The sequence below is a fragment of the Lysobacter sp. DMC97 genome, assembly GCF_056313745.1.
The window spans coordinates 313,968-340,882 of the sequence record NZ_JBQUZR010000004.1 but is presented as its reverse complement, the minus strand read 5'-3'; the positions used below and the strand labels follow the sequence as shown (position 1 = coordinate 340,882).

The 26,915-nt window shown below is 69.0% G+C and carries 30 protein-coding genes; 7 read left to right on the top strand and 23 right to left on the bottom strand.

Annotation, left to right across the window (positions count from 1 at the left end; all coding sequences use genetic code 11):
- Positions 1–28 precede the first annotated feature (28 nt).
- The 7 genes from ACT53Q_RS10715 to ACT53Q_RS10685 form a co-directional block, all read right to left on the bottom strand.
- Positions 29–742 (bottom strand): hypothetical protein, encoded by a 714-nt coding sequence (locus ACT53Q_RS10715; RefSeq protein WP_476186629.1) that lies wholly within the window; start codon positions 740–742, stop codon positions 29–31.
- Positions 739–1,164, bottom strand: a complete 426-nt coding sequence (rnfB, locus tag ACT53Q_RS10710) for an Rnf electron transport complex subunit RnfB (protein WP_476186628.1) — start codon at positions 1,162–1,164, stop codon at positions 739–741. Before rnfB ends, ACT53Q_RS10715 begins: the two co-directional genes overlap by 4 nt.
- Positions 1,161–1,445, bottom strand: coding sequence for a peptidase (locus ACT53Q_RS10705; RefSeq protein WP_476186627.1), 285 nt, complete (start codon positions 1,443–1,445; stop codon positions 1,161–1,163). Before ACT53Q_RS10705 ends, rnfB begins: the two co-directional genes overlap by 4 nt.
- 16 nt (positions 1,446–1,461) lie before the next feature.
- Positions 1,462–3,567 (bottom strand): methionine--tRNA ligase, encoded by a 2,106-nt coding sequence (gene metG, locus ACT53Q_RS10700; protein ID WP_476186626.1) that lies wholly within the window; start codon positions 3,565–3,567, stop codon positions 1,462–1,464.
- A gap of 75 nt (positions 3,568–3,642) precedes the next feature.
- Positions 3,643–4,095, bottom strand: coding sequence for a DUF2147 domain-containing protein (locus ACT53Q_RS10695; RefSeq protein ID WP_476186625.1), 453 nt, complete (start codon positions 4,093–4,095; stop codon positions 3,643–3,645).
- Between the two features lie 86 nt (positions 4,096–4,181).
- Positions 4,182–4,619 (bottom strand): DUF2147 domain-containing protein, encoded by a 438-nt coding sequence (locus ACT53Q_RS10690; protein WP_476186624.1) that lies wholly within the window; start codon positions 4,617–4,619, stop codon positions 4,182–4,184.
- 214 nt (positions 4,620–4,833) lie between these two features.
- On the bottom strand, positions 4,834–7,719 hold the full coding sequence (locus ACT53Q_RS10685) for a TonB-dependent receptor domain-containing protein (protein ID WP_476186623.1): 2,886 nt from the start codon (positions 7,717–7,719) through the stop codon (positions 4,834–4,836).
- A gap of 211 nt (positions 7,720–7,930) precedes the next feature.
- On the opposite strand from ACT53Q_RS10685, the gene apbC reads away from it, so the two are divergent.
- The 3 genes from apbC (at position 7,931) to ACT53Q_RS10670 (ending at position 11,277) form a co-directional block, all read left to right on the top strand.
- Positions 7,931–8,797, top strand: a complete 867-nt coding sequence (gene apbC / locus ACT53Q_RS10680; RefSeq protein WP_476186622.1) for an iron-sulfur cluster carrier protein ApbC — start codon at positions 7,931–7,933, stop codon at positions 8,795–8,797.
- Positions 8,798–8,906: 109 nt separating this feature from the next.
- On the top strand, positions 8,907–9,476 hold the full coding sequence (gene dcd / locus ACT53Q_RS10675; protein ID WP_476169904.1) for a dCTP deaminase: 570 nt from the start codon (positions 8,907–8,909) through the stop codon (positions 9,474–9,476).
- A 37-nt stretch (positions 9,477–9,513) separates the two neighbouring features.
- Entirely contained in the window at positions 9,514–11,277 is a 1,764-nt protein-coding gene (locus ACT53Q_RS10670) for a tetratricopeptide repeat-containing sulfotransferase family protein (protein ID WP_476186621.1), read from the top strand.
- Here the strand turns inward: ACT53Q_RS10670 and ACT53Q_RS10665 are convergent.
- From ACT53Q_RS10665 to ACT53Q_RS10620, 10 genes are all read right to left on the bottom strand, one after another.
- Complete coding sequence (locus ACT53Q_RS10665) at positions 11,258–11,560, bottom strand: hypothetical protein (protein ID WP_476186620.1); 303 nt, start codon at positions 11,558–11,560, stop codon at positions 11,258–11,260. The genes ACT53Q_RS10670 and ACT53Q_RS10665 overlap by 20 nt on opposite strands.
- A 351-nt stretch (positions 11,561–11,911) precedes the next feature.
- Positions 11,912–12,568: a pyroglutamyl-peptidase I gene (pcp, locus tag ACT53Q_RS10660; RefSeq protein WP_476186619.1), complete on the bottom strand. Its 657-nt coding sequence runs from the start codon at positions 12,566–12,568 to the stop codon at positions 11,912–11,914.
- A gap of 9 nt (positions 12,569–12,577) precedes the next feature.
- Complete coding sequence (locus ACT53Q_RS10655; protein WP_476186834.1) at positions 12,578–13,525, bottom strand: DUF979 domain-containing protein; 948 nt, start codon at positions 13,523–13,525, stop codon at positions 12,578–12,580.
- 5 nt (positions 13,526–13,530) lie between these two features.
- Positions 13,531–14,262 (bottom strand): DUF969 domain-containing protein, encoded by a 732-nt coding sequence (locus ACT53Q_RS10650; RefSeq protein WP_476186618.1) that lies wholly within the window; start codon positions 14,260–14,262, stop codon positions 13,531–13,533.
- On the bottom strand, positions 14,259–15,023 hold the full coding sequence (locus tag ACT53Q_RS10645; RefSeq protein ID WP_476186617.1) for a 5-oxoprolinase subunit PxpA: 765 nt from the start codon (positions 15,021–15,023) through the stop codon (positions 14,259–14,261). Before ACT53Q_RS10645 ends, ACT53Q_RS10650 begins: the two co-directional genes overlap by 4 nt.
- A complete protein-coding gene (locus ACT53Q_RS10640; protein ID WP_476186616.1) occupies positions 15,020–15,511 on the bottom strand; it encodes a HEAT repeat domain-containing protein in 492 nt (163 codons plus the stop codon). The genes ACT53Q_RS10645 and ACT53Q_RS10640 overlap by 4 nt, the downstream gene beginning before the upstream one ends.
- Positions 15,508–16,500: a 5-oxoprolinase subunit C family protein gene (locus ACT53Q_RS10635; RefSeq protein ID WP_476186615.1), complete on the bottom strand. Its 993-nt coding sequence runs from the start codon at positions 16,498–16,500 to the stop codon at positions 15,508–15,510. The genes ACT53Q_RS10640 and ACT53Q_RS10635 overlap by 4 nt, the downstream gene beginning before the upstream one ends.
- A complete protein-coding gene (gene pxpB, locus ACT53Q_RS10630) occupies positions 16,497–17,192 on the bottom strand; it encodes a 5-oxoprolinase subunit PxpB (RefSeq protein ID WP_476186614.1) in 696 nt (231 codons plus the stop codon). The genes ACT53Q_RS10635 and pxpB overlap by 4 nt, the downstream gene beginning before the upstream one ends.
- A complete protein-coding gene (locus ACT53Q_RS10625) occupies positions 17,189–17,620 on the bottom strand; it encodes an HIT domain-containing protein (RefSeq protein WP_476186613.1) in 432 nt (143 codons plus the stop codon). Before ACT53Q_RS10625 ends, pxpB begins: the two co-directional genes overlap by 4 nt.
- On the bottom strand, positions 17,617–18,279 hold the full coding sequence (locus ACT53Q_RS10620; RefSeq protein ID WP_476186612.1) for a dienelactone hydrolase family protein: 663 nt from the start codon (positions 18,277–18,279) through the stop codon (positions 17,617–17,619). Before ACT53Q_RS10620 ends, ACT53Q_RS10625 begins: the two co-directional genes overlap by 4 nt.
- 131 nt (positions 18,280–18,410) lie before the next feature.
- Between ACT53Q_RS10620 and rimO the strand changes: the two genes are divergently transcribed.
- The 4 genes from rimO to ACT53Q_RS10600 all read left to right on the top strand — a co-directional run bounded on the left by rimO (position 18,411) and on the right by ACT53Q_RS10600 (position 21,906).
- The gene (rimO, locus tag ACT53Q_RS10615) at positions 18,411–19,772 is read left to right on the top strand and encodes a 30S ribosomal protein S12 methylthiotransferase RimO (protein WP_476186611.1); all 1,362 of its coding nucleotides are present in this window, start codon (positions 18,411–18,413) and stop codon (positions 19,770–19,772) included.
- Between the two features lie 178 nt (positions 19,773–19,950).
- The gene (locus ACT53Q_RS10610) at positions 19,951–20,763 is read left to right on the top strand and encodes a DUF3025 domain-containing protein (protein ID WP_476186610.1); all 813 of its coding nucleotides are present in this window, start codon (positions 19,951–19,953) and stop codon (positions 20,761–20,763) included.
- A gap of 88 nt (positions 20,764–20,851) precedes the next feature.
- Complete coding sequence (locus tag ACT53Q_RS10605) at positions 20,852–21,499, top strand: hypothetical protein (RefSeq protein ID WP_476186609.1); 648 nt, start codon at positions 20,852–20,854, stop codon at positions 21,497–21,499.
- A complete protein-coding gene (locus tag ACT53Q_RS10600) occupies positions 21,496–21,906 on the top strand; it encodes a hypothetical protein (RefSeq protein ID WP_476186608.1) in 411 nt (136 codons plus the stop codon). Before ACT53Q_RS10605 ends, ACT53Q_RS10600 begins: the two co-directional genes overlap by 4 nt.
- A gap of 115 nt (positions 21,907–22,021) precedes the next feature.
- Here ACT53Q_RS10600 and ACT53Q_RS10595 read toward each other — a convergent pair whose 3' ends face one another.
- The 6 genes from ACT53Q_RS10595 to ACT53Q_RS10570 all read right to left on the bottom strand — a co-directional run bounded on the left by ACT53Q_RS10595 (position 22,022) and on the right by ACT53Q_RS10570 (position 26,825).
- Positions 22,022–22,324: a hypothetical protein gene (locus ACT53Q_RS10595; RefSeq protein ID WP_476186607.1), complete on the bottom strand. Its 303-nt coding sequence runs from the start codon at positions 22,322–22,324 to the stop codon at positions 22,022–22,024.
- A gap of 182 nt (positions 22,325–22,506) precedes the next feature.
- A complete protein-coding gene (locus tag ACT53Q_RS10590) occupies positions 22,507–23,247 on the bottom strand; it encodes a hypothetical protein (RefSeq protein WP_476186606.1) in 741 nt (246 codons plus the stop codon).
- A gap of 7 nt (positions 23,248–23,254) precedes the next feature.
- Positions 23,255–23,701 carry a hypothetical protein gene (locus ACT53Q_RS10585; protein WP_476186605.1) on the bottom strand — a complete coding sequence of 149 codons (447 nt, stop codon included), beginning with the start codon at positions 23,699–23,701 and terminating at the stop codon, positions 23,255–23,257.
- Between the two features lie 54 nt (positions 23,702–23,755).
- On the bottom strand, positions 23,756–24,691 hold the full coding sequence (locus tag ACT53Q_RS10580) for a restriction endonuclease (RefSeq protein WP_476186604.1): 936 nt from the start codon (positions 24,689–24,691) through the stop codon (positions 23,756–23,758).
- Positions 24,692–24,790: 99 nt separating this feature from the next.
- Positions 24,791–25,291, bottom strand: a complete 501-nt coding sequence (gene greB / locus ACT53Q_RS10575; RefSeq protein ID WP_476186603.1) for a transcription elongation factor GreB — start codon at positions 25,289–25,291, stop codon at positions 24,791–24,793.
- A gap of 10 nt (positions 25,292–25,301) precedes the next feature.
- A complete protein-coding gene (locus ACT53Q_RS10570) occupies positions 25,302–26,825 on the bottom strand; it encodes a helicase HerA-like domain-containing protein (protein ID WP_476186602.1) in 1,524 nt (507 codons plus the stop codon).
- Between the last annotated feature and the right edge of the window lie 90 nt (positions 26,826–26,915).

The window sequence follows — 26,915 nt, the reverse complement described above, 5'->3', positions numbered from 1 at the left end:
GCGTTGACCGCGTGCCGGCGACCGCGGCTCAGCCGTGGCCGCCGCGCTCGCGCAGGTTGTCGAGGATGACGATCTTCTGCCAGATCTTCGACGACAGCCCCGTGGTCAGGCCCTGGATGTCGTTGACCGCGGCCAGCACCTCGCTGTCATCGAGGTCTTGCGCGTACAGCGCGGCGATCTTGCTCAGGATCGACAGCAGTTCGCTGCAGTAGTCGAGATAGCGCGACAGCCCGAAGGCGTCGAGATCGTGCCGCGGCGACGAGGCCGTCGCGGCCTCGGGCGACAGCAGATGCTCCGGATCCTTGGTCAGCTGGTGCATGTCGATCACGTGCGCCAGGCTGCGCAGCTGGTGCAGCGCGCGCAGGGCGGCGCGCCGCTGCTTGCGCGCTTCCAGCGACAGCAGGAACACCACGGCGATGCCGAGGAACACGACGTCGTTGATCGCCGATTCGACGATCTGCAGCAGCGGGAACAGTTCGAGCCGCGACGACGTGGCGGGCATCGAGACGACCATCGCGACCAGCATCGCCGCGCCGAGCGCCAGCACGGCCCAGATCCACAGCCGCTGCGCGGGGCGCGGCCGGCGCACCGCCGCGATGTCGGCGCGGGTGTCCTGCGCCACCGCCAGCACTTCGGCCGCGACCTTCGACAGCCCCGAATCCGGGAAGCGCTCTGCGATGCGTGCGCTCAGTCGCGCGGCCGTGACGATGATCGCCTGCGGATCGAGCGCGCGGTAGCTCACGCCGGCGCGGGCTCGGTGGAGGTGAGCATCGCGATGCAGTCGACCGGGCAGGCGGGGACGCACAGCTCGCAGCCGGTGCACAGCGGTTCGATCACCACGTGCATGTGTTTCGCCGCGCCGATGATGGCGTCGACCGGACAGGCCTGGATGCACTTGGTGCAGCCGATGCAGTCGTCCTCGACCACGAGCGCCACCTGTGGCGGCTTGTGCGTGCCGCGCGTGCGGTCATACGTGCGCGCGGGCACGCCGAGCACGCGCGCCAGCGCGCGGGCGCCGGCGTCGCCGCCGGGCGGGCAGCGGTCGATGTTGGTTTCGCCGCGCGCCATCGCCTCGGCGTAGGGCCGGCAGCCGGCGAAGCCGCACTGGCCGCACTGCGTCTGCGGCAACAGCCGGTCGAGGCGTTCGACGAGATCGACGGTCACGGCGTGGCCGGCGCGTCCTTCGCGTTGCACCAGGCGTCGTAGCCGCCCGGCGAATTGTCGAAGCCTTTCTCCTTCGCCAGCTCCCACGGCCGCACGCACTGCTGCACGCGCGCGCACCAGGCGTAGCCGGCGGCGGGGAGGCAGCCGTGCGCGTCGCGGTCGCCGCCGATCGGGCGCGGCGCGTCGGCGGGCGCCGCGGGCGCGGGCGTGTCGCGCGACGTGCCCGCGCAGGCGGCGAGCGCGAGGCAGGCGAGGGCGCAGAGCGTGTGGATCGATTTCATCGGAGCGGCTCCTCGATCAGCGGACGGGCATGCCGGGCTGCGCGCCGGCGTCGGCATCCAGCAGCGCGAGCGCGCCGCCGTCGAAGCCGGCGGAGAGGATCATCCCTTCGCTCAGGCCGAAACGCATCTTGCGCGGCGCGAGGTTGGCGATGAACACCACGTTGCGACCGACCAGCTTCTCCGGTTCGCCGTAGCTGCCGCGGATGCCCGAGAAGATCTGGCGCTTGCCCAGCTCGCCGGCGTCCAGCTCGAAGCGCAGCAGCTTGTCCGAGCCGTCGACGAACTCGCACGCCAGTACCTTGCCGATGCGCAGGTCGAGCTTCGCGAAATCGTCGATGCCGATGTAGGCCGGCGCGTCGGTCGTCGCCGGTTCCGGGGCCTTCTCCGCGGCTTTCGGTGCATCGGGCTTCTTCACGGGCGCGGCGGGGACGGCGGGCTGCAGCGATTCCTTCGAGGCTTCGGTCATGGCGTCGATCTGTTTCGGGTCGATTCGGGTGAAGAGCGGAGTGTAGGGCTGGATCGCGTGGCCGAGCAGCGGCGCGTCGAGATCGGACCACTGCGTGACCGGCGACGCGAGGAAGGCTTCCGCCTGCGTCGCGAGGTTCGGCAGCACCGGCTTGAGGTACGCCGCGAGCAGGCGGAACAGGTTGAGCGCGGTCGTGCACACGGCGTGCAGGCGTTCGCTGCTGCCGGCGACCTCGGTCTGCTTCGCGATCGCCCACGGCGCGCTGTCGGCGACGTAGGCGTTGGCTTCGTCGCAGGCTTCCATGATCGTGCGCAGCGCGGCGGCGGCGTTGTTCGCGGCATACGCCTCGACGATGGCCTCGCGGCGAGCGAGCGTGGTCGCGTACAGTTCCATGCCGCGGCCGGCTTCGAGCGTCGTGCCGAGGCGCCCGTCGAACTGCTTCGCGATGAAGCCCGCGCAGCGACTGGCGATGTTGACGAACTTGCCGACGACGTCGCTGTTGATGCGCGCGACGAAATCGCCGAGGTTGAGGTCGAGGTCATCGACGCCGCCGCTGGTCTTGGTCGCGAAGTAATAGCGCAGCGCCTCCGGCGGCAGGCCGGCGTCGAGGTAGGTCTTCGCCATCACGAACGTGCCGCGCGACTTCGACATCTTGGCGCCGTCGACGGTCAGGTAGCCGTTGACGTGCAGCTTCGTCGGCGTGCGGAAGCCGCTGCCCTTCAGCACGGCCGGCCAGAACAGGCCGTGGAAGTTGACGATGTCCTTGCCGATGAAGTGGTGCATCTCGGCGGTGCTGCCGGCGCGGGTGAAGGCGTCGAAGTCGTAGCCCTTCGCCTCGCACAGCGCCTTGAAGCTGCTGAGGTAGCCGATCGGCGCGTCCAGCCAGACGTAGAAATACTTGCCGGGCTGGCCGGGGATCTCGAAGCCGAAGTAGGGCGCGTCACGCGAGATGTCCCACGGGCGCAGGCCGCCCTCGGCATCCAGCCACTCCTGCAGCTTGGCCTTCACGCCGGAGACGGCGACGTCACCGGACAGCCACTCGCGCAGGAAATCCTGGAACTGGCCGAGTTCGAAGAAGAAATGCTCCGACGCGCGCAGCTCCGGCGTGGCGCCGCTGATGACCGAACGCGGGTCCTTGAGGTCGGTCGGCGCGTAGGTGGCGCCGCAGACCTCGCAGTTGTCGCCGTACTGGTCGGCGCTGTTGCAGTTCGGGCAGATGCCCTTCACGTAGCGGTCGGGCAGGAACATGCCCTTGGCCGGGTCGTAGAACTGCTGCACCGACTTGCGGCCGATGTGGCCGTTGGCCTCCAGCTTCAGGTAGATCGCCTCGGTCAGCGCGCGGTTGCCGGCCGAGTTCGTGGAGTCGTAGTGGTCGAAGGCCACGCCGAAGGCGGCGAAGTCGCGTTCATGGGCGGCCTGGACGTCGGCGATGAAGGCTTCGGGCGTGACCCCGGCCTTTTCGGCCGCCAGCATGATCGGCGTGCCGTGGGTGTCGTCGGCGCAGACGAAGTGCACCGTGTCCCCGGACATTCGACGCGCGCGCACCCAGATGTCGGCCTGGATGTAGCCCACCAGATGGCCGAGGTGGATCTGGCCGTTGGCGTAGGGCAGGGCGTTGGTGACGAGCACCTGCGGTCGGTCGGACGCGGGAGACATGGGCGGGTCGCACTCCGGGGGAAACGATCGACGATTATCGCACGCCCCTCGCGGCCGCCCCGCCGCCGGCGCGGGTCACTCCCGCTGCCAGACCTGCGTGCGGCCGAGCAGCGCGAAGCCGAGGAAACCGCGCACTTCCAGCCGCCGTCCGCCGTCGGTCGGCGTCATCTTCACCGCGTATTCCTTGCCGTTCTCCGGATCGAGGATGCGGCCGTCGCCCCAGACGCCGTCATCGGGCTTCAGCCCCCAGGCGATGACCATGCCGACCATGGGCTGGTTGCGGCGCTGGCCCTTGCAGGCCTTGCAGACCGGGTTCGGCCCGTCCTTGAGGTCGAGGATCTTCACGATCCGCGCCGACAGCGTGCCGTTGCCGGCGTCGGCGATCTCGATCACCGCCTTGGGCTTGCCGGTGGCGTCGTCGATGCTGCGCCAGCGGCCGAGCGGCGACGACTGGGCGAAGGCGAGGGCGGGCAGCAGCAGGGCGACGACGGCGATCAAGCCGGCAATCGGGCGGGCGATGCGGGGCATGGACGGGCTCCGGAAACGGACATGGAACGGCCCGGACGCCTGCGCGGCCGGGCCGTGGTCGATCGATGCGGGGCGTGTACGGCCGATCAGGGGACGCGGACCCAGGTCCCCGTCTTGCAGAACACCATCACGCAGCCGGTGACTTCGAGCTTGTTGCCGTCGGCGCTGAGCTTGACCGACTTGACCTTGAAGCTGCGGTCCTCGGACGGCTTGTAGCCGTTGCCACCGCCCCAGCCGCCGGCGATCGGCTTCAGGTTCCACAGGGTGACGATGCCGACGATCGGCTTGCCCTTGTACGCGCCGCTGCAGTCGGCGCAGGTCGGCGGCAGGCCGAGGTTCTCGACGATCTTCGCCGCGAGCGTGCCGTTCTGGGTCTTGTAGACCTCGGAGATCGTCATCGGCTTGCCGGTCTCGTCGTCGAGCGTCTTCCAGCGGCCGATCGGCGACGGCGATTCCGCCGACGCCGTGAAGGACGCGGCGAGCAGCGTCAGCGCGAGCGGCATGAGGATGGATTTGATGCGCATGGTTCCCCTCCCAGGGCGTTGGATCTCGTTGTCGTGTCTTGCGTCGGCGGAACCGGGCGCGTCGCCCGGGCCGGAGCGGTTCTTTATACCGTATCCGGCGGGGGTGGGAAGCGGGGGACCGGCCGGATTTCGGGGCGGTTGGGCAAGGTGAATGCCGGAAAAGGAAGAGCCCGGCGGGTGCCGGGCTCTTCGGGTGACGCAAGGTGGTGCGGGATCAGTTGAGCTTGTAGCTCAGTTCCAGGCCGATCTCGCGACCGACCGGGCTGTAGCCCTGCCAGTAGTACGGATAGGAATTGAAGGTGTCGTCGTTCGGGTGGATGTGGTCGAAGATGTTGTTGATGTTGCCGCGGACGTAGAGCTTGTCCGTGATCTTCTTGCCCACCGTCATGTTCCAGGTGATGTTCGGGCCGGTGCGGCTGCCGATCCGGCCGCTGGTGAAGTTGAGGTTGTTCGGATTCCAGATCGGGAAGCTGCCCGTGCGGTTCATGAACACCGTCGCGTCCCAGTCGCCCATGCTCCAGTTCGTCGACCAGCGGACGCGGCTGCGGTAGTCGGAGGTCGAGTTGAGGTCGCGGTAGCTGATCAGCGGATCGCCCACCGACGCGCGCTGGGTCTGCTCCAGCGTGTGCGACCAGGCCAGCGAGGTCTTGAACTTGCCGAAGCGCTCGGTGTCGAGGGCGTAGTTCACCGTGGCGTCGATGCCCTTCGTCCCCTGCTCGGCGAGGTTGATCGGCCCGCTGCGGATCTCGAGGAGCGCGTTGGTGTTCGGGTCACGCGAGATGCGCGAGAGCGTCTCGGTGCAGAACGCCGAACCCGGGGCGAACGGGAACGTCGAGCCGTTCGGGTACCGGCCCGTGCCCGACAGGCAGCCGTACTCCGCGTTGAGGATCGACGTGCCGGACTGCACCGTCACCACGTCCTCGAGCTGGATGCTGTAGTAGTCGGCCGAGATCGAGAGCGAATCGGTGATGTCCCACACCAGGCCGGCGGTCCACGACTTGCCGGTCTGCTCGCGCAGGCCGGGCTGGCCTTCGGACGTGGTGAACGCCGAGTAGTTGTAGGTGGCACCGGCGCCCGAACAGACACCCGCGGGGATGCCGGCCTGGAAGCAGCGGTAGTAGTCCGTGATCGCGCCGAAGCTGCCGCTGCGCTCGGAGAAGATGTAGTGCATGTCCGGCGCCTTGAAGCTCGTGGCGTAGTTGCCGCGGATCAACAGGCTCTGGAACGGACGGTATTCGAAGCCGGCCGCCCAGGTGGCGGCGCCGTTGACATCGGTGATGTCGTCGTAGCGGTCGTAACGCGCGGCGAGGCTCAGTTCCAGCGCGCTGAGCACGGGCACGCGCAGTTCCAGGCCGGCCGCGTACTTCGAGCGGTCGCCGCCGCCACCGGTGCCGGTGAGGTTGTAGATCTCGCGCACCGACGGGAAGATCCGGGCGTCGGCCTTCAGGTCGTACGACTGCTTGCTCGCTTCCAGCACCGCCGCGAAACCCACCGGGCCGGCCGGCAGTTCGAACAGGTCGCCGGTCAGCACGAAGCTGGTCGCCGCGTTGTCGGAGACGCCGTGGTACTTGACCATCGTCGACATCGACGCGTAGTCGGCGGCCGAGATCGGGCCGTAGAAACGGTCGAGGTTGAGGCGGTAGATCGGCAGGCCGTTGGGCACGCCGGGGATGCCGCTGGTGGTGCCCAGGCGCGAACCGAGGAAGTAGGCCGTCGCACCGCTGACGGTCAGGCGCGGACGCTCGCGCTTGGCGTCGTACTTGGCGCCGCCGATGGTCCACTCCCAGTCGAAGCGGTCGGCGATGGTGCCGCGCAGGCCGAAGGCGACGTCGTAGGAATTCTCCTCGAACTTCTGGAAGGTGCCTTCGCTGCCGCCGTAGGTTTCGGGCGTCAGCGCGCGGATCGGCAGGATGCGCATGCCGAGGTTGGGGTCGTAGAACGTGGCGTTCGGCTGCGGGCCGCCGAACCACTGTTCGACACCGCCGCTCAGGCGCGAGCGCGAATTGAAGACCATCGCGGTCGCCCAGGCTTCCAGGTTGTCGTTGAACTGGTAGTTGCCGTAGACGTAGCCGGACAGGTCGTTGTTGCCGTTGAGGACGGTCTGCTCGGCGGGGTAGCGGTCGTAGCCGCAGCCCGGGCCCAGCGTGGCGCCGCTGAGGCTGCTGGTGTAGGTGTGCGGACGGTAGAAGCTGCTGCCGCTGCAGGTGCGGCCGGCCGGCTGCACGTAGCCGACGGTGCTGCCCGACGAATTGAGGCGACGGATCTGGATGCCGATCGGCGGCTGGTAGCCGCCCACGCCGGTCGAGCCGTTCACGCCAGGAGGCGCCGGGTTGTCTTCGGCCGAATCCATGAAGTCGCGCTGGTAGCCCCACAGCGGCTCGGCGTTGAACGACTCGAACGCGTACACGACGCTCCAGTTGTCGCCGGTCTTGCCGCCCACCCACTGCAGGTCGCCGATGTCGCGGCCGCCCTGGGTGCTGGTCTGGCCCTTGAGCTTCAGCAGGTTGCCTTCGAAATTCCGCTTCAGCACCACGTTCACCACGCCCGCGACGGCGTCGGAACCGTAGATGGCGGACGCACCGCCGGCGAGGATTTCGATGCGCTCGACCGCGGCGGCCGGGATGCTGTTGAAGTTCTGGAAGTTGCTGCGACCGTTGTACGGGAACGGATAGTCGTTCGCGCGACGGCCGTTGATCAGCAGCAGCGTGAAGCCCGGGCCGAGGCCGCGCAGGTTGATCACGCTGGCGTTCGGCGTGAAGCCGCCGGCGGCGTTGAAGTCGTTCTGGCCGAAACCGGTGTTCTGGCTGAGCGTCTCCAGCGCGTCGAACACGGTGTTGAAGCCTTCCTTTTCGATCTGGGTGGCGGTGATCACCGTCACCGGCGAAGGACCTTCGACTTCGGCGCGCTTGATGCGGCTGCCGACGACTTCGATCTTGTCGAGGGTCTGTTGCCCGTCCTGCGTGGACTGGGCGGCGGGCTGCGGCTTCTGGTCGTCGCCGGTGGCATCCTGCGCAAGGGCGGCGCCAGAGAACAGGAGGCCGGCGATGATGGCGCTGGTGAGCGGGAGGCGCCGCAGGCGGCGCGGATCGTTCGGATTCATGGGTTCCCCGGTGTGTCGATGAAAGAAATGCTTTCTGTCCAGGAGGCTTTTCCCCACCCCCTGTCCCCGGAACTTAACATGACTTTAACGAGCATGTCATGTGGCCTTGCTACCCGCCAATTCCGGCAATGTCGAGGGGATTTCACGGGGCCCGACATGGCCCCGGGCGGTCCGATTGGCGGCCGTCCCCCGGGCCGGCGACAATGGCGGCATGACCACTGCCTCCCGCCTGCCTGCCCACGCCGTCCAGCCCGGCCTCGCCCCGCTGCCGCGGGTCCGCAACCTCATCGCCGTCGGTTCCGGCAAGGGTGGGGTGGGCAAGTCCACCACCGCCGTCAACCTGGCCGTGGCCCTGGCCGACCTGGGCTACCGGGTCGGCGTGCTCGACGCCGACATCTACGGCCCCAGCATCCCGACCATGCTCGGCCTCGACGGCCGGCCGGACAGCCCGGACGGCAAGTCGATCGTGCCGATGCGCGCCCACGGCGTGGAGACGATGTCGATCGGCTTCCTCGTCGAGCAGGACACGCCGATGATCTGGCGCGGCCCGATGGCCACCTCGGCCCTGACCCAGCTGCTGAACGACACCCGCTGGGGCGAGCCCGGCGATGAAGGCCTCGACGTGCTGGTCGTGGACCTGCCGCCGGGCACCGGCGACATCCAGCTGACGCTGGCGCAGAAGATTCCGGTCGCCGGCGCGGTCATCGTCACCACGCCGCAGGACGTGGCCACGCTCGACGCCCGCAAGGCGCTGAAGATGTTCGAGAAGGTCAACGTGCCGGTGCTGGGGCTGGTCGAGAACATGGCCCAGCATGTCTGCTCGCACTGCGGCCATGTCGAACATCTGTTCGGCCACGGCGGTGGTGAACGCATGGCGGCGCAGTACGGCGTGCCGCTGCTGGGCGCGCTGCCGCTGGAGATCGACATCCGCGAGCAGGGCGACGTCGGCACGCCGGTGGTGCGCGCGAAGCCCGACGGCGCTGCGGCCGCGGCGTATCGCGCGCTCGCCGCACGCGTGCTGGAAGTCCTCGCGGAGCGCCCGCGGGTGCGCGCGGGCATCGGCGCGAGCCTGGTCTGACCGGGCGCGCGATCGCAGCCGTCGCGGGCCGTCGCGGGCCGCCGCCGGCGCTCCCGTAGAATCCCCACCTTTCCGCATCACTTCAGGGCCCCCGGGCCGGGAACACCGCATGAGCATCAAGAGCGACCGCTGGATCCGCCGCATGGCCGAGACGCAGGGCATGATCGAGCCCTTCGAGCCCGGCCAGGTCAAGCACGCCGCGGACGGCCAGCGCATCGTCAGCTACGGCACGTCCAGCTACGGCTATGACGTCCGCTGCTCGCGCGAGTTCAAGATCTTCACCAACATCAACTCCACGATCGTCGATCCGAAGGCGTTCGATCCCAGCAGCTTCGTCGACGTCGTCTCCGACGTCTGCATCATCCCGCCGAATTCCTTCGCGCTGGCCCGCACCGTCGAATACTTCCGCATCCCGCGCGACGTGCTGGTGGTGTGCCTTGGCAAGAGCACCTACGCCCGCTGCGGCATCATCGTCAACGTGACGCCGCTGGAACCGGAATGGGAAGGCCACGTCACGCTTGAATTCAGCAACACCACGCCGCTGCCGGCGCGCATCTATGCCAACGAGGGCGTCGCACAGATGCTGTTCTTCCAGTCCGACGAGGTCTGCGAGACGTCGTACCGCGACCGCGGCGGCAAGTACCAGGGCCAGACCGGCGTGACGCTGCCGCGGACGTGAGCCACGCCGTCTCTTTCGTTGCAGCGGACGCACGGCGATGAGCGATCTCCAGCCTCGCCTCCAGCAGCTTTACGCCCTGCTCCAGCAGACGCGCGTCGTCGAGGCAGAACAGGTCATGCAGGCCCTGCTGCGCGACTTCCCGCAGCAGCCGGCGGTGTTCCGCGCGCTGGCGACGCTGCAGCAGATGGCCGGCCGCCACGACGCGGCGATCGAAGCGATGCGGCTCGCCGTGTCGCTGGCGCCGGGCGAGGCCTCGCTGCAACTGGATCTCGGGCAGGTGCTGGCCGGCATCGGTCGCGCGGACGAGGCGATCGCCGCGTTCACCCGTGCGGTCGAACTGCAACCCGGGCTGGTCGGCGGCTGGTACCTGCTCGGCATGACCCTGTACGGCGCGAAGCGCGACGCCGAGGCGCTGTCCGCGCTGCGTCGCGCGAATGCGCTGGCGCCGGAGCAGCCGCAGATCCTGCGCGCGCTGGCGGAAGCGGAATACGCGGTCGAGCACCATGCCGACGCGCTGGCGCTGTTCGACCGGCTCGTCGCGGCCGGGCAGGGCGGTGATCCCGGTGTGCCGCTGCGCCGCTCGCAGTGCCAGCGCCACCTCGGCACGCCCGAGCGCGCGCTGGCGACGGTGCGCGAAGGCCTCGCGCGTTTCCCCGACCAGGCGCCGCTGTGGCTGGAGCTGGGCTGGGTGCAGGAAGACCTCGGCGACGCGGACGAAGCGCAGGCGGCCTACGCCCGCGCCCATGCGCTGGCGCCCGACTGGGGCGATCCGCTGGGCTCGGCGATCGCGCTCGCCCGCGCCGTCGCGCCCGAAGACCTCGTGCGCAGGGCTGAGGCGATGAGCGCCGATGCAGCCGTGCCCGGCCCGCAGCGCGCCTACCTGCACCACGTGCTCGGCAAGCGCGAGGACGCGCGCGGTGAATACGCCGCCGCCGCGACGCACTGGGCCGAAGCCAATCGCCTGCGTCGCGAGAGCGACGGCGGGTTCGATCGCGCCGATGTCACCGCCAAGGTCGACGCCGCGATCGCCGCGTTCACGCCCGAACGGCTGGTCGCGTGCCGGCGCGAGGCGCTGCGCGATCCGCGACCGATGTTCGTGCTCGGCATGCCGCGCAGCGGCACCACGCTGGCGGAACAAATCCTCGCCGCGCATCCCGCCGTGCATGGCTGCGGCGAGCGCACCGGCATCGTCGCCATCGCGCAGACGCTGTCGGACGAACGCGGCGCAGGCTGGATGCAGCGGCTGGAGGACATCCCGGCGGACTGGCTGCGCAGCCGCGCCGACGCCTATCTCGCCGGTGCCGGCGAAGCGGCGCAGGACGCGCAGCGCCTCGTCGACAAGCAGCCGTACAACTTCCTGCACGTCGGCCTGATCGCGATGCTGTTCGCCGACGCGCGCATCGTCTGGTGCCGGCGCGATCCGCGCGACATCGCGCTGTCGATCTACAGCGAAAGTTTCTCGCCGCTGTCGACCTACGCCACCGACCTCGACGACATCGCGTTCATGATCGCGGAACAGGAACGCCTGATGCGCCACTGGCAGGCGGTGTCGCCGCTGCCGATCCTCGAACTGCGCTACGAGGACGTGGTCGCCGACACCGACGCGCAGATCCGCCGGCTGATCGATTTCGCCGGGTTGCCGTGGGACGACCGCTGCCTGGCCTTCCACGCCAGCGGCCGCTCGGTGCAGACGCTCAGCCGCTGGCAGGTGCGCCAGCCGGTGCATGCGCGCTCGGTCGGACGCTGGCGCCGCTATCCGCAGTGGTTCGGCGGCGACGACGTCACGGCTTCTGGTACGTGACGAAGAAGCCCTGCAGGTCGCCGTTCTCGATGTACGGTTGCACGCTCACCACCTTGTAGCCGTATTTCGCGAACGCGCCGTGCGCCTTCGTGAGGCTGTTCGCCGCGCCCTGGTTGCGCATGCCCCAGGTGGCTTCGATCCAGAGCGTCACCGCGGGCAGATTCGCGGCCTGCGCTTCCTCCGCGACGGTTTCGGGCTTCTTCGCGAACACGCCGGCCTGCGCGGACGGCGCGACAAGCGCGAGGGCGAGCAGGGCAGTGCAGGCGATGGATGCAAGGTGCATGGGGGCATTCCGGTGCGGGGATGCATCGAACTTTAGCCGCAGAGCGCCTCGTCGCGAGTGTTTGCCTGTGGTCAACCCCATCCCCACCCCGACCCTCCCCTTGAAGGGGAGGGAGCAGGGCGCGGCACTTTGAAGCGTTTCGCCTGCCGGGGAGAACAAAAAACATTGATTCGAAGGTCTGCGTTCCACAGGGACAGCAGCGCTTGTGGTCGATGACCGGAAAGCAAGGCGTTGCGCCTTGAAGCCCTCCCCTTCAAGGGGAGGGTTTGGGTGGGGATGGGGTGGGCTGTAGCAGACAGCATCGATCCAGCATCCGGATTCCTGAATGCGGAACCCTGCCGGATGGCGACGTCAGTCGAGGGTGCCGGCGGCGAAGTGCGCGTCGTCGTGCGTGCGCAGCGCGACGTCGATGATCAGGCGAATGCCGTCAACCATCGTCTCCAGCGGCATCGCGCGCGCCTGCGGCGAACGCAGCGGCATGCCGGGCAGCGGGGGCACGTGGACGAAACCGCCGCGTGGCCCGGCGGGATCGCCGGCGAGGGCGTGCATCAGCACGTGGAAGACGTGGTTGCAGACGAAGGTGCCGGCGGTGAGCGACAACTCGGCCGGGATGCCCGCGGCGTTCAGCGCGCGCAGCGCCGCCTTCACCGGCAGCGTCGTGAAATACGCGTCGGGCGTGCCGGCGACGCAAGGGACGTCGACCGGTTGCGCGCCGTCGTTGTCGGGAATGCGCGCGTCGATCAGGTTCACCGACACGCGCTCCAGCGAGAGCGCGCCGCGATTCGCCGCGAGGCCGGTACACAGCGTCAGCACCGGGCGATGCCGATCGAGCGCGTCGAGCAGCGCCGTCGCGCCGCGGCCGAAGGCCGTCGGCAACTCCACCGCTTCGATGCGGTGCCCGTGCAGCGTGGTGCCGTGCAGTCGGCGCACGGCTTTCCAGCTCGGATTGACGGCATCCCCGCAGAAGGGATCGAAGCCGGTGAGCAGGACGACGGGGACGTGGCGCATTCGATGCCCTCAGCGGAACACGATCACGTACATCAGCACGACGTTGCAGGCCAGCAGCAGCGCGCCGGTGCGCCACTGCGCGCGGATCACGCCGTACGGGTCCTTGAGTTCGAGCAATGCGGCCGGCACGAGGTTGAAGTTCGCGGCCATCGGCGTCATCAGCGTGCCGCAGTAGCCGGAGAGCATGCCGATCGCGCCCAGCGCCGCGGCGTCGGCGCCGTGCAGGTCGACCAGCAGCGGTAGGCCGATGCCGGCGGTCATCACCGGGAATGCGGCGAAGGCGTTGCCCATGATCGCGGTGAACAGCGCCATGCCCAGCGCGTAGGCGACGACCACGAGGAAGGCGTTGTCGACCGGGATGATGCCGCGGACCACGCCGGCGACGGCCTGGCCCACGCCCGCGGCCTCGAACACGCTGCCCAGTGTCGCCAGCAGCAGCGGCAGCAGCGCGGCCCAGCCGATGGCGTCGACCAGCCGCCGCGACTGTTCGATCGCGACGCCGGGCGCTTGCCGCGTCAGTACGCAGGCCGCGGCGAGTGCGACGAGGCACGCGACGGCGAGTGCGGTCAGCGTGCCGGTGTTCGCAGTGTCGAACAGTGGCTTGCCGCCGACGACGAGATGCTTCGCCGCGAGCGTGCCCGCGACGGTCAGCAGCGGGATCAGCAGCGCCGGCAGGAACAGCCGATTGCCGAGTCGCGCGGCTTCGGCGCGCTTCTCGTCGGCGCTGCTTTCGGCGTAGCGGCCGCTGCGCAGGCCGCCGAAACCGGCGATCAGCACCAGCACCACCACGCAGCCGCCGACGACGCGCACCGGCAGGCGTTCGGCGGCGAACAGCAGCGCGGCAAGCAGCGCCCAGAACGCGGCGGTGGTGATGCGCCGCGGATTGCCGGTGTCGCGCGCGCCGCGCCATGCCAGCACCGCGAAATAGGCGCCGAGCAGCCAGTAGACCGGCGTCATGCCGATCACGCGCCGTCCCTCGTCGTCGTCGCGTCGTGCGCATGCGCGCGGGCGAGCGCGCGCTCGAACCGGTGCAGGCGCCAGGCGTGGATCAGGAATGCGCAGACCGCGGTCGGGATGCCCCACACCGCGATCTGCAGCGGTTCCAGCGCATGGCCGTGGTCGGCGAAGAAGCCCTGGATCAGCAGCACCGCGCCGAAGGCGATGAAGATGTCCTCGCCGAAGAACAGGCCGACGTTGTCGGTGGCGGCGGCCATCGCGCGGATGCGCTCGCGTTCGGCATCGGTGAGCGCGCCGTGCGTCGTTTCCGCGGCGCCTTCGGCCATCGGCGCGACCAGCGGCCGCACCGTCTGCGGATGGCCGCCGACGCTGGTCAACCCGATCGCGGACAACGCCTGGCGCAACAGCAGGTACGCGGTGAGCAGGCGGCTCATCGTCGCGCCGTGCAGCCCGGCGATCCACGCCTGCGCGCGTTCCTTCAGGCCGTGGCGTTCGAGTAGGCCGATCACCGGCAGCGTGATCAGGAACAGCAGCAGGTAGCGTTTCTCGGTGAAGGCCTTGCCGATGAGGTCCAGCACCTCCAGCGGCGACAGCTTCGCGGCGAGGCCGGTGATGAAGCCCGCGCCGACCACGACCAGCGCCGGGTTCAGCCGCAGCGCGAAGCCGGCGACGACGGCCAGCACGCCGATCAGCGGCCAGTAGTTGACGAACTCGTAGTTGACGAGCTCGGCGGTCACGCGGCGAGACCAGCGCGCGCAGCGATACGCACGTCTGCATCCAGCAGGCGCGTGCGCACGGCCTGCGCGATCGCGACCGCGTCGTCGCGATCGCCGTGCAGGCACAGTGTGTCGCTGCGCAGCAGCAGCGGCCGGCCGCGTTCGTCTTTCGCCAGGCCCATCGCGGCGAGCAGGAATGCGCGGTCGGCCACGTCGGCGGGCGCGTCGATCACCGCGCCCGGCTGGCTGCGCGGCAGCAGGCGGCCCTTCGTGTCGTAGCCGCGATCGGGAAAGACTTCGTGCACGACCGGCAGGCCCGCGTCCGCGGTGATCGCCAGCAGCACCGAGCCCGACAGCCCGACCAGCGGCAGCGCGGAATCGAACGCCTGCACCGTCTTCACGATCGCGGCCGCGACGTCGACATCCTCGGCGGCGCGGTTGTAGAGCGCGCCGTGCAGCTTGACGTGCGTGACCACCACGCCGCATTCCTTCGCGAGCGCGGCGAACGTCGCCAGTTGCTCCGCGACGCTGCGCGCGATGGTGTCGGGATCGTCGCCGGTCTCGCGCCGGCCGAAGTGTGCGCGATCGGCGTAGCCCGGATGTGCGCCGGCGGCGACGCCGTGCGCGGCGCACAGGCGCAGCGTCGCGCGGATCGTGTCCGCGTCGCCGGCATGCGCGCCGCACGAGATGTTGGCGGAGGAGATCAGCGGCACGAGCTCGGCGTCATGGCCGCAGCCTTCGCCGAGATCGCAGTTGAGGTCGATGGTGGTCAAGGCGGTCATTCTTCGGTGGGTTCCAGCAGCCCGCGGTCGCCGCGCAGGATCGCTTCGGCGATCATGGCGATGGGCTTGTCCGCGTATCGGTATTGCCGTGCATAGCGCGTGCCGAGGGGCTGGTCGATCCGATGGATCGCGAGCAGTGCGTCGCTGCGGAAATAGGCTTTTTCGCCGGCATTCTCGAGCAGGCCGACCAGCGTCGGCACCGCCTTGCGGTCGCCGATGTAACCCAGCGCGCCGATCGCGTAGCGACGGTATTTCATGTCCTGGTGCGAGATGGCCTCGCAGATCGCGGGCACCATCGGGCGACCGGCGGCGATCAGCGGGTCGTCGATCTCGGGTTCGTGGTCGGACAGGTCGTAGAACGCGTGCCACACCTTCGCGAAGCGCTTGCCGCCGGTGCGGTAGTCGACGTCGTCGGCGCGCGCATCGACGGCGGCGAACAGCAGGGCGGCGAGCGCAAGCGAGGCGGTGGCCGGTCGGAGCAGGGTCATGGCGCGGTCTCCCGGGTGATGGCGAGGTCGATGGCCCATTCTAGTCGCGCGATGCGTGCGGTCCGCTGCATCCACGCCGCGCGGGCTTCGTCCCGCGTCACTGCAAAGAAACGCAGCGCGTCGCCCGCGCGACGCTGTGCGAGCCGCGGCAGGTCGGCGGCGATCACGTGACCGAGGCGCGGATAGCCGCCGACGGTCTGCGCATCGGCCAGCAGCACGATGGGGTGGCCGTCCGGCGGCAGTTGCAGCGTGCCCGGCGCGACCGCGGCGGACACCTGCTCCGGCAGTTCGGCGGCAAGCGCATCGCCGGCGCAGCGCAGGCCCTGGCGATCGCTGCGCGGATCGACGGTCCATGCATGCGACGCCAATCCGGCGGCGATCGGCAGCGCCGACGGCAGGTAGCGGATCGGTGCGTCGGGCGGGACGTCGGCGTCGAGATCGATCCACCAGCCGGGCGCGACCGGTGCGTCGAGGTCGTCCACGACGGCTTCGCCCAAGTCGAGATTACCCACCCGCAGCAGGTCGCCTGCGCGCAGTGCGCGCCCGTCGAGGCCGCCGAAGCCGCCGCGCAGGTCGGTGCTGCGGCTGCCCAGCACCGGCGGCACGTCGAAGCCGCCGGCCACCGCCAGCCACGCGCGCAGGCCGTGGCCCATGCTGCCGAGGCGCAGCAGGCCGGCCGGAACCGTCACCGGGCGACCGGGCGGTACGGCGTGGAGGGTGCCGCCGGCATCTTCCAGCGTCGCCGTCATCCCGGCCCCGCACAGCGCGATCCGCGCGGGCGCCGGCAGCGCCAGCGTCGGGCCGTTGAACGTGAGTTCCAGCACCGCGGCCTCGGGCGGATTGCCGACCAGCCGGTTCGCGAGCGCGGCGAGATCGGGATCGAGCGCGCCGGCGCGGGCCACGCCGAGGTGGCGCCAGCCGTGGCGCCCGCCGTCCTGAACGGTCGTCAGCGCGCCGGGGCGCAGCACGCGCCATGCGGTCGCGCTCATGCGTCGCGCGCCAGCGGGTCGAACGCGGCGTCGTCGATGGCGACGAAGCGCACGCGGTCGCCGGGCAGCAGCCGCGACGGCGGGTCGGCCGCGGGATCGAACAGCGTCAGCGGCGTGCGCCCGAGCAGCCGCCAGCCACCGGGGCTTTCGCGCGGGTAGATGCCGGTCTGCGCGCCGCCGATGCCGACGCTGCCGGCGGGCACGCGACTGCGCGGCGTGGCCAGCCGCGGCAGCGCCAGCGCCGGATCGAGCCCGTCGAGGTACGGAAAGCCCGGCGCGAAGCCGATCATCGCGACGGTGTAGAGCGGCGCGACGTGGCGTGCGATCAGCGCCGCGGGCGCCAGCCCGAGTTCGGCCGCGGCCGCGTCGAGGTCGACGCCGTGTTCGCCGCCGTAGCGCACGGGAATCTCGATCATGCGCGGCGTGGCGAGCGTGGCGCCCGGGCCATCGTCGCGATGGGCTTGCAGCCACGCCAGTGCGGCATCCGGGTCGATCTGCGCCGGATCGAAGCACACGCCGACGCTGTCCCAGGCCGGCACCACGTCGCGCAGCCACGCGGGCGCGTCGGCGCGCAGGCCTGCGGCCAGCGCATGTGCCCGCGCGTTCGCGTCGGCGCCGGGCGCGAGCCGCAACAACCAGGCGTCGTCGGCGAGCGCCTCGGCAACCGGGCCGTCGCGCTCGCCGTCGCTCATGCCGACAGGGCGTCGCGCAGCCGGGCCACGCGTTCGACCAGCGCCTCGGGCGAGTAGGGCTGCGCGGCGGCCGTGCCCCAGACCGGGCGCGGCCACGCGATGTCGTCGCGGAAGCGGGCGATCACGTGCACGTGCAGCTGCGGCACCACGTTGCCCAGCGCCGCGACGTTCAGCTTGTGCGGCTGTACCGCGGCCTGCAGCGCGCGGCAGGCGCGGTCGATCTCGGCGGTGAGCGCGGCCTGCTGCGCGGGATCGAGGTCGGTCAGCTCGGTCGCGCCTTCGATGCGCGGGACGAGGATCAGCCACGGGTGGTGGGCGTCGTCCATCAGTTGCACGTCGCACAGCGGCCAGTGCGCCAGCGGATGGGTGTCGTCGGCCAGTTGCGGATGCAGGTGCCAGCCGGGCGGGGCGTCGGCGTGCCGGGTCATGTCAGGTGCTCGGTCAGGAAGGCGAGGGTGCGCGTCCATGCGATTGCCGCGGCGTCGGCGTCGTAGTCGGCGCGTTCGTCGCAGTTGAAGCCGTGTCCGGCGGCGTAGACGTGCACGGTCGCCTCGGGATGGTGCAGGCGATGCTTCTCCACGTCCTCGGGCGGGATGATCGGGTCGCGTTCGCCGAAGTGGAACAGCATCGGTGCGCGCGCCGGTTCGCCGAGGAACGGCACGCTGCGGCCGCCGTAGTACGTGACCGACGGCATGTGCAGGCGGGTGTTGGCCAGCATCGCCAGGGTGCCGCCCCAGCAGAAGCCGACCGCCGCCACCGCGTGGCCGGATTCGTGCAGCCAGCGCGAGGCCGCGCCGACGATCTTCAGCCCGCGCTCGAAGCCGATCGACGCGGCGTAATCGCGCCCGCGGGCCACGCCGTCCTGGTCGTAGCGCAGCTCGACGCCCGGGTCGACCGGGTCGAACAGCGCCGGCGCCATCGCCGTGAACCCGGCCGCGGCGAAGCGGTCGGCCACGTGCCGGATGTGCGCGTTCACGCCGAAGATCTCCTGGATCACCACCACCGCGCCCAGCGGCGCGGTCCCGGGGCGGGCCAGCCAGGCCTGCACGGGGCCTTCCGGGGTGGACAGGGTCAACCACTCGCCCATGGCGTCGCTCTCGTCGTCGGGACCGGCATCGTACCCCTCTGCCCTGCAGCTCGGGAAAACGGCGCCCGGGGCTATAATTGCCGGCTTGTCCGGGCATCCGCGCGGACCCCGCCCGACGCCAGGCCACTGCCATGTCCGCCATCGATCCCACCACCGGCCGCCGCGTCGGTTTCGTCAGCCTCGGCTGCCCCAAGGCGCTGGTCGACTCCGAGCGCATCCTCACCCAGCTGCGGGTCGAGGGTTACGACATCGTCCAGACCTACGACGACGCCGACGTCGTGGTGGTCAACACCTGCGGCTTCATCGATTCCGCCGTGGCCGAGTCGCTGGACGCCATCGGCGAGGCCATGGCCGAGAACGGCAAGGTCATCGTCACCGGTTGCCTGGGCAAGCGCCCGGAGCAGATCCGCGAGGTGCATCCGGACGTGCTGGCGATCACCGGCCCGCAGGACTACCAGAGCGTGATGACCGCCGTGCACGCGGCGCTGCCGCCGACGCACGACCCGTACACCGACCTGGTGCCGCGCCGGCTCGCCGAGCACGACATCGGCGTGAAGCTGACCCCGAAGCACTACGCCTACCTGAAGATTTCCGAAGGCTGCAACCACCGCTGCAGCTTCTGCATCATCCCGTCGATGCGCGGCGACCTGGTGTCGCGGCCGGTCGACGACGTGCTGCGCGAGGCCGAGAAGCTGGTCATGGGCGGCGTGAAGGAACTGCTGGTGATCTCGCAGGACACCAGCGCCTACGGCGTCGACGTGAAGTACGCCGAGCGCACCTGGCACGGCAAGGCCTACCAGACGCGGATGAAGGCGCTGTGCGAAGGACTGTCGGAACTCGGCGTGTGGACGCGCCTGCACTACGTCTATCCGTATCCGCATGTCGACGAGATCGTGCCGCTGATGGCCGACGGCAAGCTGCTGCCGTACCTCGACATCCCGTTCCAGCACGCCAGCCCGCGCATCCTGAAGCTGATGAAGCGCCCCGGCGCGGTCGACCAGACGCTGGAGCGCATCCGCCGCTGGCGCGAGACATGCCCCGACATCACCCTCCGCAGCACCTTCATCGTCGGCTTCCCCGGCGAGACTGAGGCGGAGTTCGAGGAGCTGCTGGATTTCCTCGACGAAGCGCAGCTAGACCGCGTCGGCGCGTTCGCGTATTCGCCGGTCGAGGGCGCGGCCGCGAACGCCTTGCCCGACGCATTGCCCGAGGACGTGAAGCACGACCGTCTCGCCCGCTTCATGGAGCGGCAGGCGGAGATTTCGGAGGCCAAGCTCGCGGCCAAGGTCGGCAGCGTGCAGCGCTGCCTCGTCGACATGGTCGACGGCGACCTCGGCCTGGCGCGCTCGATGGCCGATGCGCCGGAGATCGACGGCCTCGTGCAGATCCAGAACAGCCGCGAAGCCGGCCTGCGTGCGGGCGAGTTCGTCGACGTCGAGATCATGGGTAGCGACGAGCACGACCTCTACGGCGAAGTGATCTTCAACGACTGAGCGCGCATTGGGACGGGCGAAGCACTGCTGAAATGTCCTTCGTTTCGTCCTGTCATCCCGAGCACCGCGAGGGACCTGCTTTGGCCGGGACGGACATGCGGGGTTTTCGCACCGTCATCGAAAAGCAGGTCCCTCGCTGCGCTCGGGATGACATGGTCAGGCTTTGCCGGCCATTTGCATGAGCAGACGTCGTTTCATCGCGCCGCCGCGCGACGGCGTCGATCCGGCCTGCTTCGACCATCCGATGCATGCGGGCTACGTGGCGCATCGCGACTGGTGCGTGTCTTCGGAATGGCCGTCCATCGATGACTTGAACGCGGCACTGCCGCCCGACGGACCGCGCTTCGTCGCACAGGACGTGGTGCTGCTCGATGACGGCCTCCACTACGAAACCCGCATCGCCGAACGCGGCGCCATCGCCACGCGCTCAGGCAACTGGCACGACCTGTTCAACGCGATGGTGTGGTGCCGCTATCCCGCGCTGAAGCGCGCGCTCAACGCGCGGCAGTGCGCGCACATCGCCACGATGGGCCCGGCCGTGCGCAACCGCGCGCAGTACGCGCTGACGCAGTTCGACGAGGCCGGCGCGATCGTGCGCGTGCGCGATCCGGCTCTGCTCGCCGCGTGGGACTGCCACGACTGGTCGACGCTGTGCTTCGACCATGCCGACGCGTGGCGTCGCGGCGACATCGCCATCGGCGCGATCGTCGGCCACGCCCTGCTGGAGATGTCGCTGGCGCCCGCGCTGTTCCCGGTCGCGAAATGCCTGGTCGTGCTCGGCGATGCGGACGACGCGACCTGCGTCGCGCGCGTCGCCGCGGCCATCGCCGCCGGCGAGGTGCTGGGCGATCCGCTCGAACTGCGGCCGCTGCCGCTCGCGGGCCTCCCGGGCTGGCATCCGGGGCAGGACGCGGCCTTCTACGCGACCGCGCCGTGCTTCCGTCCCGTGCGCCCGGATCGCGCGTATCCTGCGCCGATCGCCGCCACGTGAGCGTGCGGCCGGGTCGCGCATGGCCTCGCGACCCGCCGGCCGACGTTGACGCAGACACGAACCGGCTTCCCTTGCCACGGAGTTCGCCATGCCGTTTGCCCGCTGCCTCGTTCCCGCCTTGCTGTTGATCGCCGGTGCCGCCGGTGCTGGCGATCGCGTGCCGCCGGTGATGACCGACGAGACGCTGCAATTGTCGCTGCCCGATGGCGCCCGCGTCGAAGCGCGTCTCGACGCCGACATCAACGGCGACGGCCTGACCGACGTGGTTGTGGTCGCCCGCAACGACACCGATCGCGTGCTCAAGGCGTTCGCCGCCTACAGCAGCGAGACCGACAACGGCTTCGACCCGGTCGGCGAGATGCGCATGGCCTACGCGCCGCTGGCGAAGACCACGCTCCGCCTGCTGCACGGCGTGGTGATCGTGACCGACACCGATGCCGCCGCGACGTCGATCGACGCGACCTACCGCTTCCGCTTCGAGCGCCAGCCCGACGCCATCGGCCAGGGCCGCATGCGCCTGATCGGCGATGACGTGCGCGTGCACAGCCGCACCGGCGCGCATGAAAGCACCGCCGTCAGCACGAACCGGCTCACCGGCGAACGCATCGTCCGGGTATCGACGCCCGGACCGAACGGTGATGTGAAGCAGCCGCCGAAGACCTCGAAGGTCGCAGCGAAACCGCTGTACATGGAAGACGCGCCGACGCCGGGGCAGACGCTGGAGGCGGTGCGTTGAGCGAAGCGCGTCCCGCGGTGAAGCGCGCGCGCCTCGACCCGCGCGTGATCGCGGCGTGGAGTGCGGTCTGCGCGCGGGATGCAGTACCGAGGCGGCGGTTGCGGACGGTGTTCCAGCTGGCGATCCTGCTGGCGATCGGCCTGTGTCTCCTCGCGGCCATGCTGAAACCGCATGTCCCCGCCGTGCTGATCGTCGCGGCGGGGCTCGCCTTCGCGATCGCCATCGGCGCGCTGATCCGGAACAACCGACTGGTCGGAAAGCCCGCATGCCCCGCATGCGGCGAATCGATCACGCTGTGGATGAATGGAAACGGATGGTCGACATCGAATCCGGAATCCCTCGAATCCTGTCCGCGCTGCTTCGTCTGGCTCAAGCATCCCTTGGACCCGCATCGGCCGCTGACCTGAAGCCTTTCAAGGGGGCTGCCGCCCGCAGGATGGTGGCGGCGACCAGCCCCTGTCATCCCGAGCCGCAGGCGAGGGACCTGCTTTCCTGCATGCCGGCAAGCTGCCGCGTTCGCGATCAATCGCGCCGCGAAGCCTCGTCGTCCCGCACCGCCTGCCGGGTCTCGCGCCTGCGTTCTCCCACGTCGCGCCACTTTTGCCACGCCCGGAAGCCCAGCCCGAACAGCAGCGCCAGCGCCACCGCGACGATCGTCACCAGCGCCGCGACGTTCGGGATCGGCAGCCCGCGACCGCCGTGATAGATCTCCGTGCCGTGGCCGCCCATCACCCGCGTGACGATGGCGAACACGAAGCTCGCGATCGACAGACCGAACAGCGTGTAGGCCGTGAAGCGGAAAAGGCGGGAATCCTTGAGTGCCATGGGGACGTCCGGAGTTCGCGTCGAGCAGGCTTGGTGCACAGGAGTTGCGGAGTGGATGGGAGGCGTCGCACTGGGCGATCAGCGTAGCCGAAGTCCCCGATGTCATCTTCGATCCGCAGCGCAGTGGCGACGATCGAATCGTGTCATCCCGAGCCGCAGGCGAGGGACCTGCTTTCCACGGATCAGGGTGGATTGCAGTCGGTCCCCCTCGTTTCATCCATGCCGTTCAATGCAAAGACGATTTCCAGGTTGTCGGCTTCCTCCGGGTCCTCCCTGGAGGTCACCTTGCGCAAGTGACCCGAAGATTCGAGGCTTTCCAGATGCCCGAGCGTCCATCCCGTCGGAAAGTCTCGGGAGATGTCGTTCCCGTGCGGAACTTCGACCCAGTGGTACAGGCCGAAGGGAAGATAGCCGAGCCATTCAGAGCGATAGACGATGTCGGCGTCGGGGCAGGAAGCGAGGGCCGCGCGGATCTTCTGGAGGATGTGGGCTTCGTCTGCTTGCAATCTGATGGCGAGCGGTGCGACATGCGTTGGCGACGTGACCCGCCACACCGCCGGCGCCACGGCGAAGAAGACCAGCGACGCGAGATAGACGCTGCCCGAGACCGGATCGCGCGAGGCGATGTAGTCGGCGGGCGGGCGTGCGCCAAGGGTCCACGCGACGCCGAGTTCCGCGCCGACGAGCAGGCAGAACGCCGTCACGCCCGCGGCCAATCGGCCTCCGCGTCCGAATTCGGGATGCCGCTGCGCGAGGCGATGCGAGGCCCATGCGATGACCGCCAGCATCACCGGCATCTCCATCAGTTCGGCGATGCGCACGCCGAAGCGCGGGACGAGGAAGGGAATGCGGATCAACGCCAGCGCGAAGCCGGTGCCGAAGACCTGCAGGAAGTAGAGTGCAGCGGCGCGGAAGAGGCGCATGGGGGTGTCACGGACGACTGTCGTACGTGCCCCGGATCGTCGCATGCTCGCCGCCGGATTCGATCACGACATCGACGCGGTAGACAGCGCCGTCTTCGGTGCGCGCGATGCGCTTGCGCGGCAGCACGCGCACGGTGACGCCGTCGCCGCGGTACGTGCCCGCGTAGGTGACGTCCGGATGCGGCGCCGACGGTTGCCGCAGGACACGGTGCGTTTCGCCGTTGAAGCTGACGAAGGCGCCATCCTCCGGCGCGCCGCAGCGGTCCGTGAAGAACACGATCGTCGGCTGGCGCTCGACGTTGCGCAGGCACGTGGCGCGGGCTGCGGCATCCTCGTTCGCGGCGCAATAGCGCTCGTCGTAGGGGCGATTCCGCGGCGTGCGCTCGGTGGTGATGGTCGCGGCGACGCAATCGCTGCCGGGGGCGTCGGTGGGTAAGATGGCGGCGGAAGTCATGACGAGAATTATTAAGAGGAGTTCTTCAAATGCCATTTGCATGCATCTCGTATCTCATGAAGCATCCTCATCGAAGTAGTCGGAGTCGACCTTCGGGATTCGAATGATGCGGGAGCTAATCCCGACTTCGTACTCGATCATAAGGCCGGCCAACCTGGGGCCATCGATCAAAACCATTCCGTCAACAGATTTTGCAAAATCGCGTGCCTGCTGTGTGAATGTCGATGTCGTAATGAATACCCCTTTCTTCGCCTTCTGGCCAGCAAGCGCTCCATAGAAGGCTTGTAGTTCTGGTCGACCTATTGTCTGTTGCCAGCGCTTTGCTTGTACGTAGACTTTTTCAAGTCCAAGGCGGTCGAGATTGATTATTCCGTCGACGCCTCCGTCTCCAGGGCCTCCTGTTTGTACTAGATCGGCTCGAGATGCGCCGTACCCCATTCGATGAAGTACATCAAGCACTAATTTCTCAAAAAAGCTTGGTGAGATGCTGGCGAGGCGCTCCAGTAAATCGTCGCTGGCTGCCTGTCGTAGCTCGGAAATTGCGGTTTCAAGTTGGTCGTCTGGAGTGGCGGCAGGCAGCGGTTTTGAATCCTGTTCATTTAAAAAATTTTTCGTCGATGAATTATTGTTTGAAGAGATTGGCTTCAGCATGACTCCAAGGTACTCGCTAGCGAGTTTCTGGATTGAAGCATTGGAAAGTGGGGCGGGATTGGCTTTTGCAAACTCACGCCCTTTTTCTGTGAGTTTCCAGAATCCGTGCTTTGGCGAGCTTGACAAGCCGGCACGTTTCAGTCGGTCGTGTGCCCAGCCGGCCCTGTTTTTGTAGACGCGTTGAATCCCACTGGGAAGAATAAGCGCCTTGTCTTCCTCGCTAAGCCCTAGCTGCTTTGCAGCTGCATCATGCGCGGCAGGGGCTGGTGATCCATCTGGGTGCGTCGCAAGATAGCGAAGAATTGGCTCGATGAATTGGTCGTATGTGGGTACGGGCATGGTTGTTTTGACTCCTTGTATTCCTAGTTGGCCGCTTTTCTTTAGCGCCTATGATCCCTTGGGCCGCTCGACGCAGTCGGGCGCTTTAATTTTTAACCATCAGCCATAAACGACACCGATGATGTAGAACTTCTGCATCCCCCCCGGCAATTCCGCCTCGAACTCATCGTCGACGCGTTTCTTCAGCATCGCACGTGCAAGCGGGGAGTCGATGCTGATCCAGCCGAGTTTGGCGTCGGTCTCGTCGGGGCCGACGATGCGGTAGCGGCGGGTGTCGCCGGTGACGGCGTCTTCGACTTCGATGGTGGCGCCGAAGAAGACGGCATTCGGGTCGCTGGGGGCGTCCTCGACCACGCGCAGGTGTTGCAGGCGCTTGCCGATGTAGCGCACGCGGCGGTCGATCTCGCCGAGCTGTTTCTTGCGGTAGGTGTATTCGGCGTTTTCGGAGCGGTCGCCCTCGGCCGCGGCGGCGGCGAGGGCTTTCACCACTTCGGGGCGGCGCACGCGCCACAGTTCGTCGAGTTCGGCCTTCAGCCGGTCGTGGCCCTCGCGGGTGATGAGGGCCGTGCTCTTCTCGCCCGGTGGGCGCCAGCGCGACATGCGGCGACCGTCAGCGGCGACTGCCGCTGCCGCCGAAGAGGCCGCCGAGGAGGCCGCGCAGGATCTGCTTGCCGACCTGGCTGCCGACGGTGCGCGCGGTCTGCTTCGCCATCGTCTCGATCATGCCCTGGCGGCGGTTGGTGCCGAACACCGCATCCTTCACCGCGTCGCCGAAGCCGTGGCCGTCGTCCTTGTCGTCGTCGGCGCGGGTGCGGGCGGGCGGGGCCTTGGCCTGCTCGGGCGCGGCCTCGACCTTCTTCGCCAGCATTTCGGCTGCGGATTCGCGATCGATGCGGGTGTCGTACTTGCCGCCGACCGGACTGCCGGCGCGGACCTGCGCGCGTTCGGCCTCGGTGATCGCGCCCATGCGGCAGCGCGGCGGCGCGATCAGCGTGCGCTCGACCGGCATCGGGATGCCCTTGTCCTGCAAGGTGGAAACGAGCGCTTCGCCGGTGCCGAGCTGGCCGATGGTGGCGGCCACGTCCAGCCCGGGATTGGCGACGAAGGTCTCGGCCGCGGTCTTCACCGCCTTCTGGTCGCGCGGCGTGAACGCGCGCAGGGCGTGCTGGAAGCGGTTGCCGAGCTGGCCGAGGATCTCGTCCGGCACGTCGTCGGGGAACTGCGAGCAGAAGTACACGCCCACGCCCTTGGAGCGGATGATGCGCACGACCTGCTCGATGCGCTGCTGCAGCGCCGGCGGGGCGTCGTCGAACAGCAGGTGCGCCTCGTCGAACACGAACACGAGCTTGGGTTTGTCGAGGTCGCCGACTTCGGGCAGCGTCTCGAACAGTTCGGACAGCAACCACAGCAGGAAGCTGGAATACAGCTTGGGCTTCAGGATGAGCTGGTCGGCGGCGAGGATGTTGACCACGCCGCGGCCGTCGGTCGTGGTGCGCATCAGGTCGGCGAGTTCGAGCGCCGGTTCGCCGAAGAAGAGGTCGGCGCCTTCCTGTTCGAGCCGCAGCAGCGCGCGCTGGATCGCGCCGATCGACTGCGTGCTGACCAGGCCGTAGCTGGTCGAGATGTCCTTGCGCTCGTCGGCGACGAGGCCGAGCAGGGCGCGCAGGTCCTCGAGGTCGAGCAGCAGCAGGCCGCGGTCGTCGGCCAGCTTGAACACGATGTCGAGCACGCCGGCCTGGGTGTCGTTGAGTTCGAGGATGCGGCCGAGCAGGGTGGGGCCCATCTCGCTGACCGTGGTGCGCACGGGGTGGCCGAGCTTGCCGTACAGGTCCCAGAACACGGTCGGGCTGGGCTCGTTGCGGTAGTCGGGGTTGCCCATCTGCGCGAGGCGCTGCTGGATCCGCTCGTTCATGGCGCCGGCGGTGGCCAGGCCGGCCACGTCGCCTTTCACGTCGGCCAGGAACACCGGCACGCCGATCCGCGAGAAGCCTTCGGCGAGGGTCATCAGGGTCACGGTCTTGCCGGTGCCGGTGGCGCCGGCGATCAGGCCGTGGCGGTTGCCGAACTTCGGCAGCAGGAAGACGTTGCCGGAGGTCTCGGTGGAGATGGCCTTGCCGACCAGGATGGGGTCCATGGGGGGTCCTCGAATGCGATCCGGGAATTCTATGCGGGATCGCCGGCGGCAGGCGGCGGGCGCCGGGCGCCGGGCGGCGGGCGCGGGGCT

Coding starts and splice junctions, on each gene's coding strand:
- metG (WP_476186626.1), bottom strand. CDS start 3,567: ATGTCTCCCGCGTCCGACCGACCGCAGGTGCTCGTCACCAACGCCCTG.
- pcp (WP_476186619.1), bottom strand. CDS start 12,568: ATGCGCCACGTCCCCGTCGTCCTGCTCACCGGCTTCGATCCCTTCTGC.
- dcd (WP_476169904.1), top strand. CDS start 8,907: ATGAGCATCAAGAGCGACCGCTGGATCCGCCGCATGGCCGAGACGCAG.
- ACT53Q_RS10645 (WP_476186617.1), bottom strand. CDS start 15,023: ATGACCGCCTTGACCACCATCGACCTCAACTGCGATCTCGGCGAAGGC.
- ACT53Q_RS10580 (WP_476186604.1), bottom strand. CDS start 24,691: ATGCCCGTACCCACATACGACCAATTCATCGAGCCAATTCTTCGCTAT.
- ACT53Q_RS10635 (WP_476186615.1), bottom strand. CDS start 16,500: ATGAGCGCGACCGCATGGCGCGTGCTGCGCCCCGGCGCGCTGACGACC.
- ACT53Q_RS10595 (WP_476186607.1), bottom strand. CDS start 22,324: ATGGCACTCAAGGATTCCCGCCTTTTCCGCTTCACGGCCTACACGCTG.
- ACT53Q_RS10570 (WP_476186602.1), bottom strand. CDS start 26,825: ATGGACCCCATCCTGGTCGGCAAGGCCATCTCCACCGAGACCTCCGGC.
- ACT53Q_RS10655 (WP_476186834.1), bottom strand. CDS start 13,525: ATGACGCCGGTCTACTGGCTGCTCGGCGCCTATTTCGCGGTGCTGGCA.
- ACT53Q_RS10590 (WP_476186606.1), bottom strand. CDS start 23,247: ATGCGCCTCTTCCGCGCCGCTGCACTCTACTTCCTGCAGGTCTTCGGC.
- ACT53Q_RS10705 (WP_476186627.1), bottom strand. CDS start 1,445: ATGAAATCGATCCACACGCTCTGCGCCCTCGCCTGCCTCGCGCTCGCC.
- ACT53Q_RS10605 (WP_476186609.1), top strand. CDS start 20,852: ATGCCGTTTGCCCGCTGCCTCGTTCCCGCCTTGCTGTTGATCGCCGGT.
- ACT53Q_RS10610 (WP_476186610.1), top strand. CDS start 19,951: ATGAGCAGACGTCGTTTCATCGCGCCGCCGCGCGACGGCGTCGATCCG.
- ACT53Q_RS10670 (WP_476186621.1), top strand. CDS start 9,514: ATGAGCGATCTCCAGCCTCGCCTCCAGCAGCTTTACGCCCTGCTCCAG.
- apbC (WP_476186622.1), top strand. CDS start 7,931: ATGACCACTGCCTCCCGCCTGCCTGCCCACGCCGTCCAGCCCGGCCTC.
- ACT53Q_RS10685 (WP_476186623.1), bottom strand. CDS start 7,719: ATGAATCCGAACGATCCGCGCCGCCTGCGGCGCCTCCCGCTCACCAGC.
- ACT53Q_RS10585 (WP_476186605.1), bottom strand. CDS start 23,701: ATGACTTCCGCCGCCATCTTACCCACCGACGCCCCCGGCAGCGATTGC.
- ACT53Q_RS10690 (WP_476186624.1), bottom strand. CDS start 4,619: ATGCGCATCAAATCCATCCTCATGCCGCTCGCGCTGACGCTGCTCGCC.
- ACT53Q_RS10625 (WP_476186613.1), bottom strand. CDS start 17,620: ATGACCCGGCACGCCGACGCCCCGCCCGGCTGGCACCTGCATCCGCAA.
- pxpB (WP_476186614.1), bottom strand. CDS start 17,192: ATGAGCGACGGCGAGCGCGACGGCCCGGTTGCCGAGGCGCTCGCCGAC.
- ACT53Q_RS10620 (WP_476186612.1), bottom strand. CDS start 18,279: ATGGGCGAGTGGTTGACCCTGTCCACCCCGGAAGGCCCCGTGCAGGCC.
- ACT53Q_RS10640 (WP_476186616.1), bottom strand. CDS start 15,511: ATGACCCTGCTCCGACCGGCCACCGCCTCGCTTGCGCTCGCCGCCCTG.
- ACT53Q_RS10695 (WP_476186625.1), bottom strand. CDS start 4,095: ATGCCCCGCATCGCCCGCCCGATTGCCGGCTTGATCGCCGTCGTCGCC.
- ACT53Q_RS10665 (WP_476186620.1), bottom strand. CDS start 11,560: ATGCACCTTGCATCCATCGCCTGCACTGCCCTGCTCGCCCTCGCGCTT.
- greB (WP_476186603.1), bottom strand. CDS start 25,291: ATGTCGCGCTGGCGCCCACCGGGCGAGAAGAGCACGGCCCTCATCACC.
- rimO (WP_476186611.1), top strand. CDS start 18,411: ATGTCCGCCATCGATCCCACCACCGGCCGCCGCGTCGGTTTCGTCAGC.